Below are 18,114 nucleotides of genomic sequence, written 5' to 3'. Positions count from 1 at the left end.
ATGCCGGGTGTGTTGCGGGCCGCACCGAGTGCTCGCGGGCGGCGAGGGTTCGCTATCGTTCAAAGTGCCGTCCTTCCCCAGGAAGCGGCCCCTTTGAAGAACTCCCCCGGCGTCGACACCGTCCGCCGGGCTGATTGACGGCTGGCAAGCCGCCGAGGCCCGACCACCCTCCGGCGCGCGAGACCCGCCGAGAATGGAGCGCAGTGCGACCCAGGCACACCGGGCCCTCTGCCAAACCGAAGACCGTCCTCGCGGCGCAGGCCGTCATCTGGCTTCAGTTCGCGGTCATCCTGCTGCTCTACTCGATCGGCGTGCGGTTCCTGTTCGACGCGACCAGGGCCGCCTCCAGCCAGGAGACGATGCTCGACGTGATCGGCGCGATCGACCTCGAACGCCTCGTCACCATCCTGCTCAGCGTCGCCATCACCGTCTCCATGCCGTTCATCGCCTCCCGGCTCGGGCAGCGCCGCGCACACGCCGTCAGGGTCGCCTGGTGGGCGCTGGCGATCGTGCCGGCCGCGATGTTCGCGTGGATCCTCGGGCGCGCGTACTTCGCGACGTTCCCCGACGAGGCGCCGTTCTTCCTCAGCGCCGCCGCGATGCTCGTCGTCTGCGGCTCGTTCCCGACCGCGACCCTCCTGCTGCTGCGCACCCGCGCGTCCCGGGCGTGGTTCGCGGCCGAGGAGCTGTTCGTGGAGATCGACCGCGAGCTCGCCGACACCGCCGAGCTCGAGGCGGCGAAGGTCGGCTGAGACGCGCCGTGCAGCCGCGGGGAGCATCGGCTTCCCGCGGCTCTCGCGTTCACAGGTCCGCGCGGAAGGCCGCGAGCCCGGACCGGTCGGCGCTGTTGTGCACCGGCGAGCGCGACTGATCGCGTGGTAGCCGCGGTGCCGGGTGCCGACCGGATCGTCGGGCGCAACGAGAAAGCCGCGGCGGGCTCCGGCCCGCCGCGGCTTTCTCGTTGCGCCTCAGGTGTTGAGGAAAACGCTCGCTTGGTCGACGATGTCGAGGAGGGGGCCCGGGGCGACGCCGAGCAGGATGGTCGCGGCGACGCCTGCGGCGACCACGGTGCCGGCCATGGGGCTCGGCAGGTTGACCGTCGGCGCGTCCGGCGCGGGCTCGTTGAGCCACAGCAGGACCACGACCTTCAGGTACGGGAACGCCAGGATCGCCGAGGAGACGACGCCGACGATCACCAGGCCGAGCTCGTCGGCCTGCAGCGCGGCCGCGAACAGGCTGAACTTGGCCGTGAACCCGCTGGTGAACGGCAGCCCCGCCAGCGCGAGCATCAGCACCGTGAAGACCACGGCGGTGGCCGGGGACTTCTTGCCGAGGCCGGCCCAGCGGGCCAGGTGGGTCGCCTCTTCGTCGCCGTCGCGCACGAGCGAGACGACCGCGAACGCGGCGATCACGGTGAAGCCGTACGCCGCCAGGTAGAACATCGTCTGGCCGACCGCGTCGCCGAGGGCGATGACGCCGACGAGGAGGTACCCGGCGTTCGCGATGGAGCTGTAGGCCAAGAGCCGCTTGATGTTCCGCTGCGTGACGGCGAAGATCGCGCCGCCGATCATGGTGGCGACGGCGATGATCGTCAGGATCAGGTGCCAGTCCCACGCCGAGGACGCCAGGCCCACGTTGAAGACGCGCAGCAGCCCGCCGAAGGCCGCCACCTTCACGCAGGCGGCCATGAGGGCCGTCACGGGGGTGGGCGCGCCGGTGTAGACGTCCGGGGTCCACATGTGGAAGGGGACCGCCGCGGCCTTGAACAGCAGGGCGACGGCGATCATCGCGACGCCGAGGTACAGGAACATCCGCGGCTGGCCCGAGCTGACGCCCGCTCGGTTGATGCCCGCGAGGTCGACGGTGCCGGCGAAGCCGTAGAGCATCGCCATGCCGTAGACGTAGAACGCGGAGGCGAACGCGCCCAGCAGGAAGTACTTGAGCGCCGCTTCCTGGCTGATGAGGCGGCGGCGCTTGGCGAGGCCGCACAGCAGGTACAGCGGGAGGCTCAGCATCTCGAGGGCGACGAACATGGTGAGCAGGTCGCCCGCGGTCACGAACATCATCATGCCGCCGACGGCGAAGAGCGTCAGCGGGAAGATCTCGGTCGCGCCGTCCTCGCGCTGCTGTGCCCGGTCGGCGGCCGAGTCGGCGACGACCGCGGCCTCCGCGACGAAGTCGCCGCCCCGGGTGGTGCGGCGCTCGGCGAGGAGGAGCACGGCGACGATCGCCAGGATCGCCAGCGTCCCCTGGAGGAACAGGCCGGGCCCGTCGAGGACGACCGAGCCGAGGCCGGTGCCCTCGATCGCGAACGCGGCGGCGTTCTTGCCGCTGTTGAGGACGACCGCGATGAACGCGGCGGCGAGCGCGGCCACGGCGAGCGCGACCTGGACGGGGAGGCGCCGGGCCCGGGGCACGGTGGCCTCCACGAGCAGCCCGCCGAAGGCCGCCGCGAACACGATGATCATGGGGGCCAGGCCGGCCCAGTCGATCTGGAGCCCTTGGGCCTCATTCATTGCTGACTCCTTCGGCGGCGGGCAGGTCCTCCGGTTCACCGGAGATGAACAGGAGCGTGTTGTCGACGGCGGGCTCGACCGCGTCGATGAGCGGCTGCGGGTAGAAGCCGAAGCCGAGGATCGCGATCACCAGCGGCGCGACGAGGACCTTCTCGCGGAGGGTGAGGTCGCGGCGCATCGCGGGCACGTCGTCGAGCGCGGGGTTCCGGTCGCCCTGCATGGTGCGCTGGTACATCCAGAGCACGTACGCGGCGGCGAGGATGATGCCCAGGGTCGCGAGGACCGCGACGGGCTCGTTGCCGGTGAAGGCGCCGAACAGGACGAGGAACTCGGAGATGAACGGCGCGGTGCCCGGCAGCGAGAGCGAGGCGAGCCCGGCGAACAGGAACACCCCGGCCAGGAGCGGCAGGGTCTTGGCGGCCCCGCCGTAGTCGGCGATCTGGGCCGAGCCGCGGCGGATCGCGAGGAACCCGACGACGATGAACAGCAGGCCCGTGGCGAGGCCGTGGTTGAACATGTAGAGGACCGCGCCGGTGGCGGACGCCTGCGTGAACGCGAAGATCCCGAGGCCGATGAAGCCGAAGTGGGCGATCGAGGTGTAGGCGACGAGGCGCTTGAGGTCGGTCTGCCCGATCGCGACGAACGCCGCGTAGAGCACGCCGATGACGCTCATGCCGATGATCCACGGCGCGAACGTCTGCGTCGCGTCGGGGAACATCGGCAGGCAGTAGCGCAGGATCGCGAACGTGCCGATCTTGTCCATGACGCCGACCAGGAGCGCGGCCACCGCGGCCGGGGCCGCGCCGCCCGCGTCCGGGAGCCAGGTGTGGAACGGGAAGAACGGGGCCTTGATCGCGAACGCGATGAAGAAGCCCAGGAACAGCCAGTTCTGCAGCGTCCCGTCGGCCATGGGCTCGGCCTCGACGAGGGTCTGCCAGTCGAAGACCCCGCCGTTGTTCACCCACAGGGCGATGACGGCCACGAGCATGAACAGGCCGCCGAGCAGCGAGTACAGGAAGAACTTCACGGCGGCGTACTGCTTCTTCGGGCCGGTGCCGTAGGAGCCGATGAGGAAGTACATCGGCACGAGCATCGCTTCGAAGAAGAAGTAGAACAGCAGCACGTTGGAGGCGAGGAACGTCGCGAGCATCGCCGCTTCGAGCGCGAGGATGAGCGCGAAGAACGCCGGGACGGAGCGCTTCACGGCGTCGAGGTCGCGCCAGGACGCGAGCATCGCGATCGGCGTGAGCCCGGCGGTGAGCGCGACCATGAGCAGCGCGATCCCGTCGACCCCCCACGAGATCTGCAGGTCCCAGGCCTCGATCCACGTGTAGGACTCGGTGAACTGCAGCCAGGGCGCGCCTGCGGCGTAGTCGAAGCCGAAGGCCACCAAGGCGGTGATCACGACGACCACGCCGGACACGGCCAGCGCGGTCCAGCGGGCCGCGTCGGCGTTCTCGCGCTTGATCGACGCGACGACCACGGCCCCGATCAGGGGCACGGCGACCAGCGCCGACAGCAACGGGAGTTCGTTCATTGGACGACCACCACCATGAGCGCGGCCACCACGATGACGGCGCCGGACAGAATGGACAGGGCATAGGAGCGGACGAAACCGGTCTGCATCGTCAGCAGGCGGCGCGAGGTGCCGCCGATGGCCGCCGAGAGGCCGTTGACGATCCCGTCGACGCCGCGGGCGTCGACCGCGACCGAGACGCCCGCGACGAGGCGGCTCGGGCGTTCGAAGACGCCGCGGTTGACGGCCTCGCCGCCGAGGTCGGCGCGGGCGGCCCGCACCGGCCAGGAGGCGGCGCGGGGCACTTCGTCGGTGCCGCCGCGGAACAGCAGCCAGGCGAGGGCGGCGCCGAGGACGACCACGATCGTGGTCGCGACGGTGACCTGCATGTGGCTCAGGTGGCCGTGCGCCTCATGGTGCTCGCCGAAGACGGGCGTGAGCCAGGTGGTGACGGGCGAGGCCATGAGCCCGCCCGCGGCGAGCGAACCGAGGCCCAGGAGCACCAGGGGGCCGGTCATGATCGCCGGGGACTCGTGCGGGTGCACGTCCTCGGTCCACCGCTTGGGGCCGTGGAAGGTGAGGACGAACAGCCGGGTCATGTAGAACGCGGTGAGCGCCGCGCCGAGGAGCGCCGCGCCGCCGACGACCCAGCCCTGCCAGCCTTCGCGGGCGAACGCGGTGGCGATGATCGGGTCCTTGGTCCAGAAGCCGGAGAACGGGAACAGACCGATGATCGCGAGCCAGCCCGCCGCGAACGTGGCGTAGGTGAGCGGCATGACCCGCCAGAGCCCGCCGAAGCGGCGGATGTCGGTCTGGTCGTTCATGGCGTGCATGACCGAGCCGGAGCCGAGGAACAGGCCGGCCTTGAAGAAGCCGTGCGCGAGCAGGTGGATGATGCCGAGCGCGAACGCCGCGCCGCCGAGGCCGACGGCGAGGAACATGTAGCCGATCTGCGAGACCGTGGACCAGGCCAGGACGCGCTTGATGTCGTCCTTGGCGCAGCCGACGATCGCGCCGAACAGGAGCGTGAGGGCCCCGACGACGACCACGGCGGTCTGGACGTCCGCGTTCAGGCTGAAGATGACGTGCGAGCGGGCGATGAGGTACACGCCCGCGGTGACCATCGTGGCCGCGTGGATGAGCGCCGACACCGGGGTCGGGCCCTCCATGGCGTCCGGGAGCCAGGTCTGGAACGGGAACTGGCCGGACTTGCCGCAGGCCGCGGCGAGCAGGAGCAGCCCGATCGCCAGGCTCGCGCCGGTGGACAGGGTCGCGGCGCCGTTGAAGACTGCCGCGAAGTCCAGGCTGCCGAGCGCGCCGAGCATGGTGAACATCGCCAGGAGGAACCCGACGTCGGCGACCCGGTTGGTCAGGAAGGCCTTCTTGCCGGCGGTCGCGGCGGCGGGTTTGAGCTGCCAGAACGCGATGAGGAGGTACGAGGCGAGGCCCACGCCCTCCCAGCCGACGAAGGTCATGAAGTAGTTGCCGCCCAGCACGAGCACGAGCATCGCGGCGGCGAACAGGTTGAAGTAGGCGAAGAACTTCCGGCGTCCCGGGTCGTGGGCCATGTACCCGACCGCGTAGACGTGGATGAGGAGGCCGACGCCGGTGATGAGCATGCAGAAGATCGCGCTCAGCGGGTCGAACAGGAGGCTCGCCTCGATCTGGAGGTCCCCGACCGAGATGATCGTGAACAGGTCCAGGTGCGCGCTCTTGTCGTCCAGGCCCGCGAGGGAGGCGAACATGCCGACCGCGAGCGCGAAGGCCGCGCCGATCGTGGCGACGCCGAGCCAGTGCCCCCACTTGTCGGCCCTGCGGCCCGCGAGCAGCAGGACCGCGGCCCCGAGCGCGGGCAGGGCGATGAGCGCCCACGACAGGGCGAGCAGCCCCGAAGCGGGCGCGTACGAGATTTCGTCCACTGTGTCCCCTCTAGGCCTTCAGGAGGTTGGCGTCGTCGACGGAGGCGGTGCGCCGGGACCGGTAGATCGCCATGATGATCGCCAGGCCCACCACGACCTCGGCCGCGGCGACGGCCATGACGAAGAAGGCCATCACCTGCCCGTCGATGGTGCCGGTGGTGCGCGCGAACGTCACCAGCGTCAGGTTCCCGGCGTTGAGCATGAGCTCCACGCACATGAACACGACGATCGAGTTGCGCCGCACCAGGACGCCGACCGCGCCGATCGTGAACAGCGCGGCGGCCAGGATCAGGTAGTACTCCGGACTCATCCTTCCCGCCCTTCCGTGTGCTTCGGGGCCGTTTCGGCGGCGGTGAGCTGGCGCGGCGGGACGTACTCCGAGAGCGACGCCGGCTCGATCGACCCGTCGGGCCGCAGCGCGGGCGTCGCGGTCGAGTCCGAGGTGGCGAACACGCCCGGGCCGGGCCGCGGGCCCGGGTAGACGCCGGGGGCGAACCGCTCGCGGCTGTGCTCCTTCTGCCCGCGGTGGCCGCCCTTCTTGGCGACGTGCGCGAACATGAGCGCGCCGACCGCGGCGACCGTGAGCACGCCCGAGACGACCTCGAACGGGAACAGGTACGTCGAGAACAGCGCCTCGGCGATGGCCTCCACGTTCGACTGGGCGCCGGTGGCCCAGGGTGCCTCGGGGGCCATGGTCATGCCCGAGACGGCGCGGGCGAGCCCCGCGGACAGGAGCGCCGCGAGGCCGATGCCGAGGCAGATCGCGAAGAAGCGCTGGCCGCGGAGCGTCTCGAACATGGAGTCCTTCGAGTCGCGCCCGAAGAGCATGAGCACGAACAGGAACAGCATCATGATCGCGCCGGTGTAGACCATGATCTGCACGAACCCGAGGAACGGGGCCGCCTGCATGATGTAGAAGACCGCCAGGCACATCATCGTGATCGCGAGCATGAGCGCCGCGTGGACCGCCGAGCGGGCCAGGATGAGGCCGACGGCCCCGCCGAGGGCGATCGGCGCGAGGATCCAGAAGAAGACGGCCTCGCCGGTCGAAGCGGCTTGGGCGAGTTCGATCATCGCTCGCCTCCCTTCCTCTGCGCGAGCATCTCCGTGAGCGAGAACTCCGCGCCCGCGCTCGCGCCCGGGTTCGTCGGGCCGGACTCGTAGTAGTCCTTCTCGCTGTCGCCCAGGCGCATCGGGTGCGGCGGCTGCTCCATGCCCTCCGAGAGCGGGGCCAGGAGCTCCTCCTTGGTGAAGATGAGGTCGCGCCGGTCGTCGCGGGCCAGCTCGTACTCGTTGCTCATGGTGAGCGAGCGGGTCGGGCAGGCCTCGATGCACAGGCCGCAGAAGATGCAGCGCGCGTAGTTGATCTGGTAGGTCTTGGCGTACCGCTCGCCGGGCGAGAACCGCTCGGCCTCGGTGTTCTCCGCGCCCTCGACGTAGATCGCGTCCGCCGGGCAGGCCCAGGCGCACAGCTCGCAGCCGATGCACTTCTCCAGGCCGTCGGGGTGGCGGTTGAGCACGTGCCGCCCGTGGAAGCGCGGCTGGAGCTTCGAGGGCTCCTCCGGGTAGTCGACCGTCACCTTCGGCTTGAACATGTGCGAGAAGGTGACGCCGAAGCCTTTGGCGAAACCGGACATCTACTCCTCCTTCCCATTCGGCGAAGCTTGCGAGCCGCTCGCGGGCTCGGTTGAGCGCGAGCCGTTGATCGGCACTGCGGTCGTGTTGGCGGGTTCGAGCTCCTTGAGGGAGCGCGGGTTCGGCGGGACCGCGAGGTCCATGGGCGGCACGGGGAAGCCGCCCAGCCCGGTGTCGGGCTCCTCGGGGACCTCGTACTGCTTGCGGCTGGGCCAGAAGAAGATCAGCGCCATGACCGCGATCGCCGCGCCGCCCGCGAAGGCGATGCGGGTCGGCAGCTCGTTGTCGGTGTCGAGGCCGATGTTCATGGCCGCCAGGACCATGAGCCACACCAGCGAGACGGGGACGAGGACCTTCCAGCCCAGGCGCATGAACTGGTCGTAGCGCAGGCGCGGGAGCGTGCCGCGCAGCCACACGTAGAAGAACAGGAACGCCAGGACCTTCCCGAAGAACCAGATGAGCGGCATGAAGCCCTCGTTCGCGCCCGGCCACCAGGAGTTCGGGAACGGCGCGGCCCAGCCGCCCAGGAAGAGCGTGACGGCCAGGGCCGACATCGTCACCATGTTCACGTACTCGGCCAGGAAGAACGACGCGTACTTCAGGCTCGAGTACTCGGTCGCGAACCCGGCCACCAGCTCCGACTCCGCTTCCGGGAGGTCGAACGGGGCCCGGTTCGTCTCGCCGACCATGGCGATCACGAAGATCACGAAGCTCGGCGCGAGGATGAGGAAGTACCAGCCCGGCAGCGTCAGCTCGAGGCCGCCCAGGGCCAGCGGCAGGCCCTCGGCCTGCGCCTCCACGATCGCGCCGGTCGACAGCAGCTGCGACTGGAAGAACACCGTGAGCACCGCCAGCCCGAGGGCGATCTCGTACGAGATCACCTGCGCGGCGGCGCGGAGCGCGCCCAGCAGCGAGTACGCCGAGCCGGAGGACCAGCCCGCGAGCACGATGCCGTAGACGCCGAGCGCCGAGCACGCGAGGATCAAGAGCACGCTCACCTCGAAGTCGGTGAGCTGGAGCTCGGTCTCGATGCCGAAGACGCTCACCTCGGGCCCGAACGGGATCACCGCGAACGCGGTGAACGCGCAGGTGACCGCGATGACCGGGGCCGCGATGAACACGATCTTGTCGGCCGTGCGCGGCATGACGTCCTCTTTGAACGCCAGCTTCAGGCCGTCCGCGAGCGACTGGAGCAGCCCGAAGGGGCCGTTCCGGTTCGGCCCGGGCCGCACCTGCATGATCGCGACGACCCGGCGCTCGAACCAGATGGTGAAGAGCACCAGGAGGACCAGGACCACGAAGACCAGGACGCCCTTGACGAGCATCAGCCATAGGGGGTCGTTCATGAGTTCACCACCTCAGCGGAGGCGCCGGGCTGGGCCGGGCGCGGCACGTTCGGGTAGGCGCGGATCGTGACGACGTCGCCCGAGCCCGCGCCGAGATGGCGGTAGATCCCGCGACCAGGAGCGTTCTGCGGCAGCCAGACCACGCCCTCGGGCATGTCGGTGACCTTGAGCGGCAGGGTGATCCCGCCGATCGCGGTCGCGACGGTGACGCCGCCGCCCTCGCTCGCGCCGATCGCCTTCGCCGTGGCCGCGCTCAGGCGCACCACCGGGTCGGGGGCGCAGCCCGCCAGGTGCGGGTTGTTCTCCTGGAGCGAGCCGCCGTCCAGGAGCTGGCGCCAGGTCGCGAGGACCGCCTTGCCCTGTTCCTGCGGACGGGCGGCCTGGTCGAAGGACCAGTCCGGGGCGGGCTGGCGCGTGAGCGGGTCCGGCAGGCCCGCGAGTTCGCCGCGGACCGTGCGGGTCTCGGCGAGCCCGAGCTTGAAGCCCATGGCCTCGGCGAGGATGTCCAGGACCGCGTGGTCGCTCATGAGCTCCGTGGGGACCACCGTGTCGAAGGTCCGCAGGCGCCCCTCCCAGTCGAAGTACGCGCCGGCCTTGCCGGTCACCGGGGCGACCGGGAGGATCACGTCCGCCACCCGCGTCACGGCCGAGTGCCGGATCTCCAGGGAGAGCACGAACCCGGCCGCGTACAGGGCCGCCTCGACCGCGGGCGCGTCCGCGAAGTCGTACGGGTCGACCCCGCCGACCAGGAGCGCGTCGAGCTCGCCGTCCGCGGCGGCCTGCAGGATGTCCCACGCACCGCGGCCCTCGCCGGCGGGCAGGGACTCGACGCCCCAGTACTCGGCGAGCTGCTCGCGGTCGGCTTCGTACGAGGAGAGCCCGCCGCCGGGAAGCAGCCCGGGGAGGCAGCCGGCCTCGACCGCGCCGCGGTCCCCGGCGCGCCGCGGGATCCACGCCAGGCGCGCGCCGGTGGCGCGGGCCAGGCGGACCGCGGCCGAGAACGCGCCCTCCACGGTGGCGAGGCGCTCGCCCACGAGGATCACCGCGCCCGGCTCGCTGAGGGCGTCGCGGACGAAACCGCCGCGCTGCCAGCCGTCGAGGAGTGCCGCCTCCTCGCCGGGCAGGGCCTCGATGAGGTTCGCGCCGAGCTTGCTCGTGCCGCGCGTGGCGAACGGCGCCACGACGTGGACGCGCTGCCCGCGCTGGCGCACGGCCTTGCGCAGGCGCAGGAACGCGATCGGGCATTCCTCTTCGACTTCGAGGCCCACGGTGAGGACCACGGGGGCCGCTTCGAGCGCCTCGTAGGTGACCGCGCCGCTGGAGGGGTAGACCCCCGCGACGGCATGGGCGAGGAACTCCGACTCCTCGGAGGAGTGCGGCCGCGAACGGAAGTCGATGTCGTTGGTGCCGAGGGCGACCCGCGCGAACTTCGCGTAGGCGTAGGCGTCCTCGACGGTGAGCCGCCCGCCCGGGAGCACCCCGACGCGGCCGCCCGCCTGCGCGAGCCCGGCGGCCGCGCGGCGCAGCGCCTCGGGCCAGGAGGCCTCGCGCAGCGACCCGTCGGCCTCGCGGACCAGCGGCTTCGTGATCCGGTCGGCGGACTCGACATAGGACATGGCCCAGCGGCCCTTGTCGCAGTTCCACTCCTCGTTGACGGCCGGGTCGTTGCCCGCGAGGCGGCGCAGGACCTTGCCGCGGCGGTGGTCCGAGCGCTGCGCGCACCCGGCCGAGCAGTGCTCGCACACGCTGGGGGTCGACACGAGGTCGAACGGCCGGGACCGGAACCGGTACTGGGTGCCGGTGAGCGCGCCGACCGGGCAGATCTGGACGGTGTTGCCCGAGAAGTAGGACTCGAACGGCTCGTCCTCGTAGACGCCGACCTGCTCCAGCGCGGAGCGCTCCATCAGCTCGATGAACGGGTCGCCGGCCACCTGGTCGGAGAAGCGGGTGCAGCGGGCGCACAGGACGCAGCGCTCGCGGTCGAGGAGCACCTGGGAGGAGATCGGCAGCGGCTTCTTGTACTGGCGCTTGTGCTCGGGCTCCATGCGCGTCTCGGTGCGGCCGGTGCTCATCGCCTGGTTCTGCAGCGGGCACTCGCCGCCCTTGTCGCAGACCGGGCAGTCCAGGGGGTGGTTGATCAGGAGGAACTCCATGATCCCCTCCTGGGCCTCCTTGGCGACCTCGCTGGAGTGCTGGGTCTTGACGACCATGCCCTCCATGGCGGTGGTCGTGCAGGACGCGGCGGGCTTGGGCATCCCGCGGCCGTTGCCCATGTCCGGGACGTCGACGAGGCACTGGCGGCAGGCCCCGACCGGTTCGAGCAGGGGGTGGTCGCAGAACCGGGGGATCTCGATGCCGAGCTGCTCGGCGGCCCGGATGATCAAGGTGCCCTTGGGGACCGTGATCTCCACGCCGTCGATGGTGAACGTGACTTGATCGGTCATGTCAGTGCGCTCCGATCTTCTCGGCGCTGAAGAGGGCCGGCTTGTGGCCTTCGATGTAGTCCAGGTAGTCCTGCTTGAAGTACTTCAAGGACGAGGTGACGCACGAGGTCGCGCCGTCGCCGAGGCCGCAGAAGGAGCGCCCCAGGAGGTTCTTGCACGCGTCCGTGAGCAGCTTGAGGTCGCCCATCGTGCCCTGGCCGGAGAGGATCCGCTCGTAGACGCGGACCATCCAGTAGTTGCCCTCGCGGCACGGCGTGCACTTCCCGCAGGACTCGTGCGCGTAGAACTTGATCCACCGCCAGCAGGCCACGACCGGGTCGTCCTGGTGGGAGAAGATCATCACCGCGGTGGTGCCCAGGATGGACCCGGCCTTGGCGACGTTGTCGAAGTCCAGCGGGACGTCGATCGAGTCGGCCGCGAGCATCGGGGTCGAGGACCCGCCGGGGGTGAAGAACTTGAGCTCGTGGCCCTCCTGCATGCCGCCCGCGAGCTCGATGAGCTCGCGGAGCGTCGTCCCCATGGAGCACTCGTACTGCCCGGGGCGCTTGATGCGGCCCGAGAGCGAGTAGATCATCGTCCCGGCCGAGTTCTCCGAGCCGAGGGACTTCCACCAGTCCGCGCCGCCGAGCACGATGTGCGGGACGGCGGCGATGGTGCCGACGTTGTTGATGCAGGTGGGCTTGTTGTAGAGCCCGTGCGTGGCCGGGAACGGCGGGCGCAGGCGCGGCTGACCGCGCTTGCCCTCCAAGGAGTCCAGGAGCGCGGTCTCCTCGCCGCAGATGTACGCCCCCGCGCCGGAGTGGATCACGACGTCGAGGTCGAAACCGGAGCCGAGGATGTCCTTGCCGAGGTACCCGGCCTCCTTGGCCTCCCGCACGGCGTGGCGGAGCCGGCGGGCGGCGTGGATCGCCTCGCCGCGCACGTAGACGTACGCCCGCGAAGCCTTGATGGCGTACGAGGCGATGATGATGCCCTCGATGACCGAGTGCGGGTCGTTCATCATGAGCGGCAGGTCCTTGCAGGTGCCCGGCTCGCCTTCGTCGGCGTTGACGACCAGGTAGTGCTCCTGGCCGTCGTCGGGCACGAACTGCCACTTCATGCCGACGGGGAACCCGGCCCCGCCGCGGCCGCGGTGGCCGGACTCCTTCATGAACGCGATGAGGTCGGCCTCGGAGTAGCCGAGGGCCTTGCGCAGCGCCTTGTAGCCGTCGAGCTGCTCGTAGACGTCGAGCCGCCACGCGTTCGGGGACATCCAGCGCTTGGTGATGACGGGCTTGAGCTTGTCGAGGACGTCCTCGCGGGGCCGCCTGGGACCGGGCACGGTTACGCTCACTTCGCTTCCTCGGGTTCTTTGGCCAGCAGGGGCGCGTCCGGGTCGAACGCCGGCGCGGTGATCCCGGCCTCGGCGGCGAGGCGGGCACCGGCGAGCGTGGCGTCGCCCTGGGCGTTGCCTTCGAGCCCCGCGGTGCGCTCCTCCTCGAACCCGGCCAGCTGCACCGAGATCTCGCGGAGCGTGCACAGCGGCGCCCCGCGGCTGGGGACCGGGCGGCGGCCCTCCTTCAGCTCGTGCACGAGGTCGAGGGCCCGCTGCTCGTCCATGTCGTCGAAGAACTCGTAGTTCACGGTGACGACGGGCGCGTAGTCGCACGCGGCGAGGCACTCGGCGTGCTCCAGCGTGATCTTGCCGTCGGCCGTGGTCTCGTCGTGGCCGACGTCGAGTTCGTCGCTGAGCGCGTCGAAGACCTTCTGGCCGCCCTTGGCGTGGCACAGGGTGTTGGTGCACACCGAGACCAGCCAGTCGCCGGCCGGTTCGCGCTTGTACATGGTGTAGAAGGTCGAGACCGCCTGCACCTGGGCCTTGGTGATGTTCAGGATCTCGGCGCAGAACGCGATGCCGTCGTCCGAGATGCAGCCGTCGTGCGACTGCACGAGGTGCAGCAGCGGCAGCAGCGCCGAGCGCTCGCGGCCCGCGGGGTAGCGGACGAGGATGGCCTCGGCCTGCTCGCGGATCTTCTCCGGGTAGTTCACCTGTCGCAACCTCCCATGACCGGGTCGAGCGAGGCCCCGCCCGCGATGACGTCCGCGAGCAGGCCGCCTTCGGCGAGCGCGGGGATCGACTGCAGGTTGATGAAGGAGGGCTCGCGCATGTGAATGCGGAACGGCCTCGTGCCGCCGTCGGAGACGGCGTGGATGCCGAGTTCGCCCCGCGGCGCCTCGATGGCGGTGTACACCTGCCCGGCCGGGACCCGGAAGCCCTCGGTGACGAGCTTGAAGTGGTGGATCAGCGCCTCCATCGACTGGCTCATGATGTGCCGGATGTGGTTGAGGCTGTTGCCCATGCCGTCGCCGCCGAGGGCGAGCTGCGCGGGCCAGGCGATCTTCTTGTCCTCGACCATGACCGGGCCGGGCTCGAGCTTGTCGAGCCCCTGGGCGATGATCTTGAGGCTCTCGCGGATCTCCTCGAGGCGGATGAGGTAGCGGGCCCACGCGTCGGCGCCGTTGTGGGTCGGGACCTCGAAGTCGTACTCCTCGTAGCCGCAGTACGGCATGGTCTTGCGCAGGTCCCACGGCAGGCCCGCGGAGCGGAGCACGGGGCCGGTCACGCCGAGGGCGAGGCAGCCGGAGACGTCGAGGTAGCCGACGCCCTGGGTGCGCTCCTGCCAGATGGCGTTGCCGGTGAGGAGGCCCTCGTAGTCGTCCAGGCCCTTCGGCATGTAGTCGACGAACTCGCGGATCATCTTCACGCCGTCGTGCGGGAGGTCCTGGGCGACGCCGCCGGGGCGGACGTAGGCCATGTTCATGCGCAGGCCGCAGACGGCCTCGAAGATGTCGAGGATCTTCTCGCGGTCGCGGAAGCCGTAGATCATCATCGACAGCGCGCCCAGCTCCATGCCGGTGGTCGCGAGGGCGACCAGGTGGGAGCTGATGCGGTTGAGCTCCATCATGATCACGCGGATCACGTCGGCGCGCCGGGGGACCTCGATGCCGAGGAGCTTCTCGACGGCGAGGCAGTAGGCGGTCTCGTTGAAGATCGGCGCGAGGTAGTCGGCGCGGGTCACGAACGTGGTGCCCTGGGTCCAGTTCCGGTATTCGAGGTTCTTCTCGATGCCGGTGTGGAGGTAGCCGACGATGGGGCGCACCGAGCGGACGGTCTCGCCTTCGAGCTCGCAGACGAGCCGGAGCACGCCGTGCGTGGACGGGTGCTGCGGGCCGAGGTTGATGATGAGGCGCTCTTCGCTGACCGGGTCGACCGAAGCGACGAGCTCGTCCCAGTCGCCGCCGGTGACGGTGTAGACGCGGCCTTCGGTGGTGTCCCGTTCCGCCGCGTAGGCGTCCTGGGAGTTCTCGGTGGTGGTCACTTGCGGGCCCTCCTCTCGTCTGGCGGCGGACAGTGCCGCTTGCCGCGTGGGGCGGCCGGTTTCGTCGTCACTTGTAGGCCCTCCGCTCGTCCGGCGGCGGGATGTGCGCGCCCTTGTACTCGACCGCGATGCCGCCGAGCGGGTAGTCCTTCCGCTGGGGGAAGCCCTCCCAGTCGTCGGGCATGAGGATGCGGGTGAGGTGCGGGTGGCCCTCGAAGACGACGCCGAACATGTCGTAGGTCTCCCGCTCCTGCCAGTCGGCGGTCGGGTAGACCGCGGTGACGGACTGGACGACCGGGTGCTCGAGGCCCACGGCGGTTTCGAGCCGCACCCGCCTGCGGTAGGTCATCGACGTCAGGTGGTAGATCACGTGCAGGCGGTTGCGCTGGTCCGGGTAGTCCACACCGGACACCGAGTTGCAGAGCTCGAAGCGGAGGCCCTCGTCGTCGCGCAAGGCCCGGCAGACCTCGGCGAGCCGGTCGGGGGCCACGTGGATGGTGAGCTCGCCGCGGTCGACGACGACCGCGCGGGTCACGTCGTCGCCGAGCAGTTCCCTCAGGGCGCCGACGATCTCGTCGAAGTAGCCGCCGAGCGGCTCGGGCGTGGAGGGCGTCTCCGCGCCGAACGGGGTGGCCTGCACGAGGCCGCCGAAGCCGGAGGTGTCGCCGGAGTCGGTGACGCCGAAGAGCCCCTTCTGCACCTGCATGCCGACGGGCTGGACGCCGTCCGGACGGTCCTCGCCCGTCCCCGTGGCCTCGTCGCTCATCGTTTCGCCACCGCCTTCCGGATGCGCAGCTGCTCTTCGGTTCCGTCCTTGACCGCCTCGGTCCATTCCTTCTTGCGCTGCTTGTCGAAGCGGTAGGAGGACGGCATGGACCCGGGCTTCAGCAGCGGCTCGGGCTCGTCGGCGAGCGCCTGGCGGCGCTTCTCACCCAGCGGCTCGTGCTGGACCTTCTCGTGGAGCTTGAGGATCGCGTCGAGGAGCATCTCCGGTCGCGGCGGGCAGCCGGGGAGGTACATGTCGACGGGCACGACGTGGTCGACGCCCTGCACGATCGCGTAGTTGTTGAACATGCCGCCGGAGGTGGCGCACACGCCCATCGAGAGGACCCACTTGGGTTCGGGCATCTGGTCGTAGATCTGGCGCAGGACCGGGGCCATCTTCTGGCTCACGCGTCCGGCGACGATCATGAGGTCGGCCTGGCGCGGGGAGGCCCGGAAGACCTCCATGCCGAAGCGGCCGGTGTCGTAGCGGGCGGCACCGGTGGCCATCATCTCGATGGCGCAGCAGGCGAGGCCGAACGTGGCGGGCCACATGGAGGACTTGCGCGTCCAGTTGATCAGGGCCTCGACGGTGGTGAGGATGATGCCTTGCGGGAGTTTCTCTTCTACACCCATATCGGAACCTCAGTCCCAGTCCAGTCCGCCGCGACGCCATTCGTAGGCGTAGGCGACGAACAGCGCGGCGATGAACATGAGGACGGCCCAGAACCCGAAGATCCCGAGCACGTCGTGGTGGACCGCCCACGGCACGAGGAAGATGATCTCGATGTCGAAGACGATGAACAGCATGGCGGTGAGGTAGAACTTCACCGGGAACTTCGTCGGCCCCGCGGTCGAGGGGGCCGGCTCGATGCCGCATTCGTAAGGGTCGTACTTGGCGCGGTTCCTGCGGTGCGGGCCGGTGATGCGCGAGGCGACCACCGAGACGATGCCGAACCCCAGTCCTATCGCGAACATGATCACGACGGGCACGTAGACTTCCATCGGCTCAGACCCTCCTTTCGGCACGGTTTTCGAGCCGACCACGGGCTCGGTTGGCAGTGTTCTCGAGCTGACCTCGGGCTTGGTCCACGGCGCTTGCGGGGTTCTCGAGCCGGCCTCGGACCCGGTTCGCAGCGCTCGTGAGGTTCTCGAGCCGGCCGCGGACTCGATCCGCGGAACTCGCGGACCGGCCTTGGGCCCGGTCGGCGGCGCCCGCGAAGATCGCGGGCCGGATGCCGGCCCGGCCCAGTCCCGGAGTGACGAGCCGCATCCCGTTGACGATCCGGTCGGCGGCGTCCCGCCCGGGCTGGTCGGTGAGGTTCGCCAGCAGTTTCAGCACGATGCGCATGAGCGCGGGGCGCTTCAGGCCGTGCTCGGTGCACAGCCGCATGACGGCGGGGCGGCCGATGAGGTGCACGAAGATGCCGCCCATGCGGTAGTACGAGCCCCAGAGCTCGTCCATCCGGTCCGCGTACGTGCGCAGGATCGCCTCACGGCGCGGCACCGACCGGGCTTTCAGGGCCGCGGCCACGACGTCGGCGGCAACTTCCCCGGCCTCGATCGCGTAGGCGATGCCCTCACCGTTGAACGGGTTGACCATTCCGCCGGAGTCGCCGACGAGCATGAGGCCCCGGCTGTAGTGCGGGGTCCGGTTGAAGCCCATGGGAAGCGCGGCCCCGCGGACGGGTCCGTCGGCGTTGGCCTCGTCGGTCAGGCCCCATTCCTCGGGGGTGTTGGCGAGCCAGTCGCGGAGGAGCCCGCGGTAGTCGGTCTTCTGATAGCCGGCCGAGGAGTTGAGGACGCCGAGGCCGACGTTGACGCGGCCGTCGCCGAGGCCGAAGATCCACCCGTAGCCCGGCTGGAGGACGTCCGGCTCGGCCGCGGTCCGCAGGGCGAGCCACGATTCGAGGTAGTCGTCGTCGTGCTTGGCCGGGGACTTGTAGTACTGGCGGACCGCGACGCCCATGGGGCGGCTCTCGTCCCGCTTGAGGCCCAAGGCCAGCGCGAGGCGCCCGGAGACGCCGTCGGCGGCGATGACCAGCGGGGCCCGGTAGGCGACCTGCTCGCCGTCGCGCGTGGCGGTCACGCCGCAGACGCGCCCGGCGAGGTCGAAGATCGGCGCGGCGACCTTGACGCCGGTCTGGAGCGAGGCCCCGGCGGCGACGGCGCGGTCGGCGAGGATCTGGTCGAAGTCGGCGCGGGTGCGCGTCAGCCCGTAGTCGGGGAAGTGCTCGAGCGCGGGCCAGTCGAGTTCGATGGCGATGTCGTCGGCGACGACGCGCAGGCCCTTGTTGCGGATCCATCCGGCGGACTCGGAGGTGTCCACGCCCATCTTGAGCAGCTGCGCGACGGACCGGGGCGTGAGGCCGTCGCCGCAGACCTTCTCGCGTGGGAAGTGGGTCTTCTCCAGGAGCAGGACGTCGAGGCCCCGGGAGGCGAGGTGGTAGGCCGCAGCGGAACCACCGGGTCCGGCGCCGACGACGATGACGTCGGCGTCCGGGGTTGCGTGAGTGGTCACGGGCGTCCTCTCAGGCGAACGGGGGTGGTGATCCTTTTAACGATCAACCTGCTTGTGAAGCTCTTCACAAGCGTTTGCTGCCAAGTCTAGAACTCG

14 protein-coding genes and 2 pseudogenes are annotated in these 18,114 nt (G+C 70.2%); 1 reads left to right on the top strand and 15 read right to left on the bottom strand.

Going from position 1 to position 18,114, the window contains the following annotated elements:
• The first annotated feature begins 203 nt into the window (after positions 1-203).
• Positions 204-752, top strand: a complete 549-nt coding sequence (locus tag K3N28_RS11245; RefSeq protein ID WP_228092624.1) for a hypothetical protein — start codon at positions 204-206, stop codon at positions 750-752.
• Positions 753-968: 216 nt separating this feature from the next.
• Here the strand turns inward: K3N28_RS11245 and nuoN are convergent, their stop codons facing one another.
• The 15 genes and pseudogenes from nuoN to K3N28_RS11170 form a co-directional block, all read right to left on the bottom strand.
• A complete protein-coding gene (gene nuoN, locus K3N28_RS11240; protein WP_228092623.1) occupies positions 969-2,516 on the bottom strand; it encodes an NADH-quinone oxidoreductase subunit NuoN in 1,548 nt (515 codons plus the stop codon).
• Positions 2,509-4,053, bottom strand: a complete 1,545-nt coding sequence (locus K3N28_RS11235; protein ID WP_228092622.1) for an NADH-quinone oxidoreductase subunit M — start codon at positions 4,051-4,053, stop codon at positions 2,509-2,511. The genes nuoN and K3N28_RS11235 overlap by 8 nt, the downstream gene beginning before the upstream one ends.
• Complete coding sequence (gene nuoL / locus K3N28_RS11230) at positions 4,050-5,951, bottom strand: NADH-quinone oxidoreductase subunit L (protein WP_228092621.1); 1,902 nt, start codon at positions 5,949-5,951, stop codon at positions 4,050-4,052. Before nuoL ends, K3N28_RS11235 begins: the two co-directional genes overlap by 4 nt.
• A 10-nt stretch (positions 5,952-5,961) precedes the next feature.
• Positions 5,962-6,261, bottom strand: coding sequence for an NADH-quinone oxidoreductase subunit NuoK (gene nuoK / locus K3N28_RS11225; RefSeq protein ID WP_228092620.1), 300 nt, complete (start codon positions 6,259-6,261; stop codon positions 5,962-5,964).
• Positions 6,258-7,025 carry an NADH-quinone oxidoreductase subunit J gene (locus K3N28_RS11220; protein WP_228092619.1) on the bottom strand — a complete coding sequence of 256 codons (768 nt, stop codon included), beginning with the start codon at positions 7,023-7,025 and terminating at the stop codon, positions 6,258-6,260. Before K3N28_RS11220 ends, nuoK begins: the two co-directional genes overlap by 4 nt.
• A complete protein-coding gene (gene nuoI, locus K3N28_RS11215; protein ID WP_228092618.1) occupies positions 7,022-7,588 on the bottom strand; it encodes an NADH-quinone oxidoreductase subunit NuoI in 567 nt (188 codons plus the stop codon). Before nuoI ends, K3N28_RS11220 begins: the two co-directional genes overlap by 4 nt.
• Entirely contained in the window at positions 7,589-8,932 is a 1,344-nt protein-coding gene (gene nuoH / locus K3N28_RS11210) for an NADH-quinone oxidoreductase subunit NuoH (RefSeq protein ID WP_228092617.1), read from the bottom strand. It abuts the gene before it with no gap.
• Complete coding sequence (locus K3N28_RS11205) at positions 8,929-11,376, bottom strand: NADH-quinone oxidoreductase subunit G (protein WP_228092616.1); 2,448 nt, start codon at positions 11,374-11,376, stop codon at positions 8,929-8,931. The genes nuoH and K3N28_RS11205 overlap by 4 nt, the downstream gene beginning before the upstream one ends.
• A 1-nt stretch (position 11,377) precedes the next feature.
• Positions 11,378-12,628: an NADH-quinone oxidoreductase subunit NuoF gene (gene nuoF / locus K3N28_RS11200; RefSeq protein ID WP_374209752.1), complete on the bottom strand. Its 1,251-nt coding sequence runs from the start codon at positions 12,626-12,628 to the stop codon at positions 11,378-11,380.
• A gap of 98 nt (positions 12,629-12,726) precedes the next feature.
• A pseudogene (nuoE, locus tag K3N28_RS11195) lies at positions 12,727-13,404 on the bottom strand (NADH-quinone oxidoreductase subunit NuoE); the annotation flags it as partial.
• Complete coding sequence (locus K3N28_RS11190) at positions 13,401-14,735, bottom strand: NADH-quinone oxidoreductase subunit D (RefSeq protein WP_228092613.1); 1,335 nt, start codon at positions 14,733-14,735, stop codon at positions 13,401-13,403. The pseudogene nuoE and the gene K3N28_RS11190, both read right to left, overlap by 4 nt.
• Before the next feature lie 67 nt (positions 14,736-14,802).
• A complete protein-coding gene (locus tag K3N28_RS11185) occupies positions 14,803-15,501 on the bottom strand; it encodes an NADH-quinone oxidoreductase subunit C (protein ID WP_228092612.1) in 699 nt (232 codons plus the stop codon).
• A complete protein-coding gene (locus K3N28_RS11180) occupies positions 15,498-16,133 on the bottom strand; it encodes an NADH-quinone oxidoreductase subunit B family protein (RefSeq protein WP_308062138.1) in 636 nt (211 codons plus the stop codon). The genes K3N28_RS11185 and K3N28_RS11180 overlap by 4 nt, the downstream gene beginning before the upstream one ends.
• 9 nt (positions 16,134-16,142) lie before the next feature.
• A complete protein-coding gene (locus tag K3N28_RS11175; RefSeq protein WP_228092611.1) occupies positions 16,143-16,502 on the bottom strand; it encodes an NADH-quinone oxidoreductase subunit A in 360 nt (119 codons plus the stop codon).
• Positions 16,503-16,746: 244 nt separating this feature from the next.
• Positions 16,747-18,018, bottom strand: a pseudogene (locus tag K3N28_RS11170) (geranylgeranyl reductase family protein); the annotation flags it as partial.
• Between the last annotated feature and the right edge of the window lie 96 nt (positions 18,019-18,114).

This window comes from Glycomyces sp. TRM65418, assembly GCF_019710475.1.
Taxonomy (GTDB): domain Bacteria; phylum Actinomycetota; class Actinomycetes; order Mycobacteriales; family Micromonosporaceae; genus Glycomyces.
The sequence above is the reverse complement of the archived record's forward strand: the minus strand, read 5'-3'. Positions and strand labels throughout refer to the sequence as shown.

Bases quoted from the DNA above. Each gene is read 5' to 3' on its own strand.
- K3N28_RS11175 (WP_228092611.1), bottom strand. From the start codon at position 16,502: ATGGAAGTCTACGTGCCCGTCGTGATCATGTTCGCGATAGGACTGGGG.
- nuoH (WP_228092617.1), bottom strand. From the start codon at position 8,932: ATGAACGACCCCCTATGGCTGATGCTCGTCAAGGGCGTCCTGGTCTTC.
- K3N28_RS11185 (WP_228092612.1), bottom strand. From the start codon at position 15,501: ATGAGCGACGAGGCCACGGGGACGGGCGAGGACCGTCCGGACGGCGTC.
- nuoN (WP_228092623.1), bottom strand. From the start codon at position 2,516: ATGAATGAGGCCCAAGGGCTCCAGATCGACTGGGCCGGCCTGGCCCCC.
- K3N28_RS11235 (WP_228092622.1), bottom strand. From the start codon at position 4,053: ATGAACGAACTCCCGTTGCTGTCGGCGCTGGTCGCCGTGCCCCTGATC.
- nuoI (WP_228092618.1), bottom strand. From the start codon at position 7,588: ATGTCCGGTTTCGCCAAAGGCTTCGGCGTCACCTTCTCGCACATGTTC.
- nuoK (WP_228092620.1), bottom strand. From the start codon at position 6,261: ATGAGTCCGGAGTACTACCTGATCCTGGCCGCCGCGCTGTTCACGATC.
- K3N28_RS11205 (WP_228092616.1), bottom strand. From the start codon at position 11,376: ATGACCGATCAAGTCACGTTCACCATCGACGGCGTGGAGATCACGGTC.
- nuoF (WP_374209752.1), bottom strand. From the start codon at position 12,628: ATGTCCCCGAACGCGTGGCGGCTCGACGTCTACGAGCAGCTCGACGGC.
- K3N28_RS11180 (WP_308062138.1), bottom strand. From the start codon at position 16,133: ATGGGTGTAGAAGAGAAACTCCCGCAAGGCATCATCCTCACCACCGTC.
- K3N28_RS11220 (WP_228092619.1), bottom strand. From the start codon at position 7,025: ATGATCGAACTCGCCCAAGCCGCTTCGACCGGCGAGGCCGTCTTCTTC.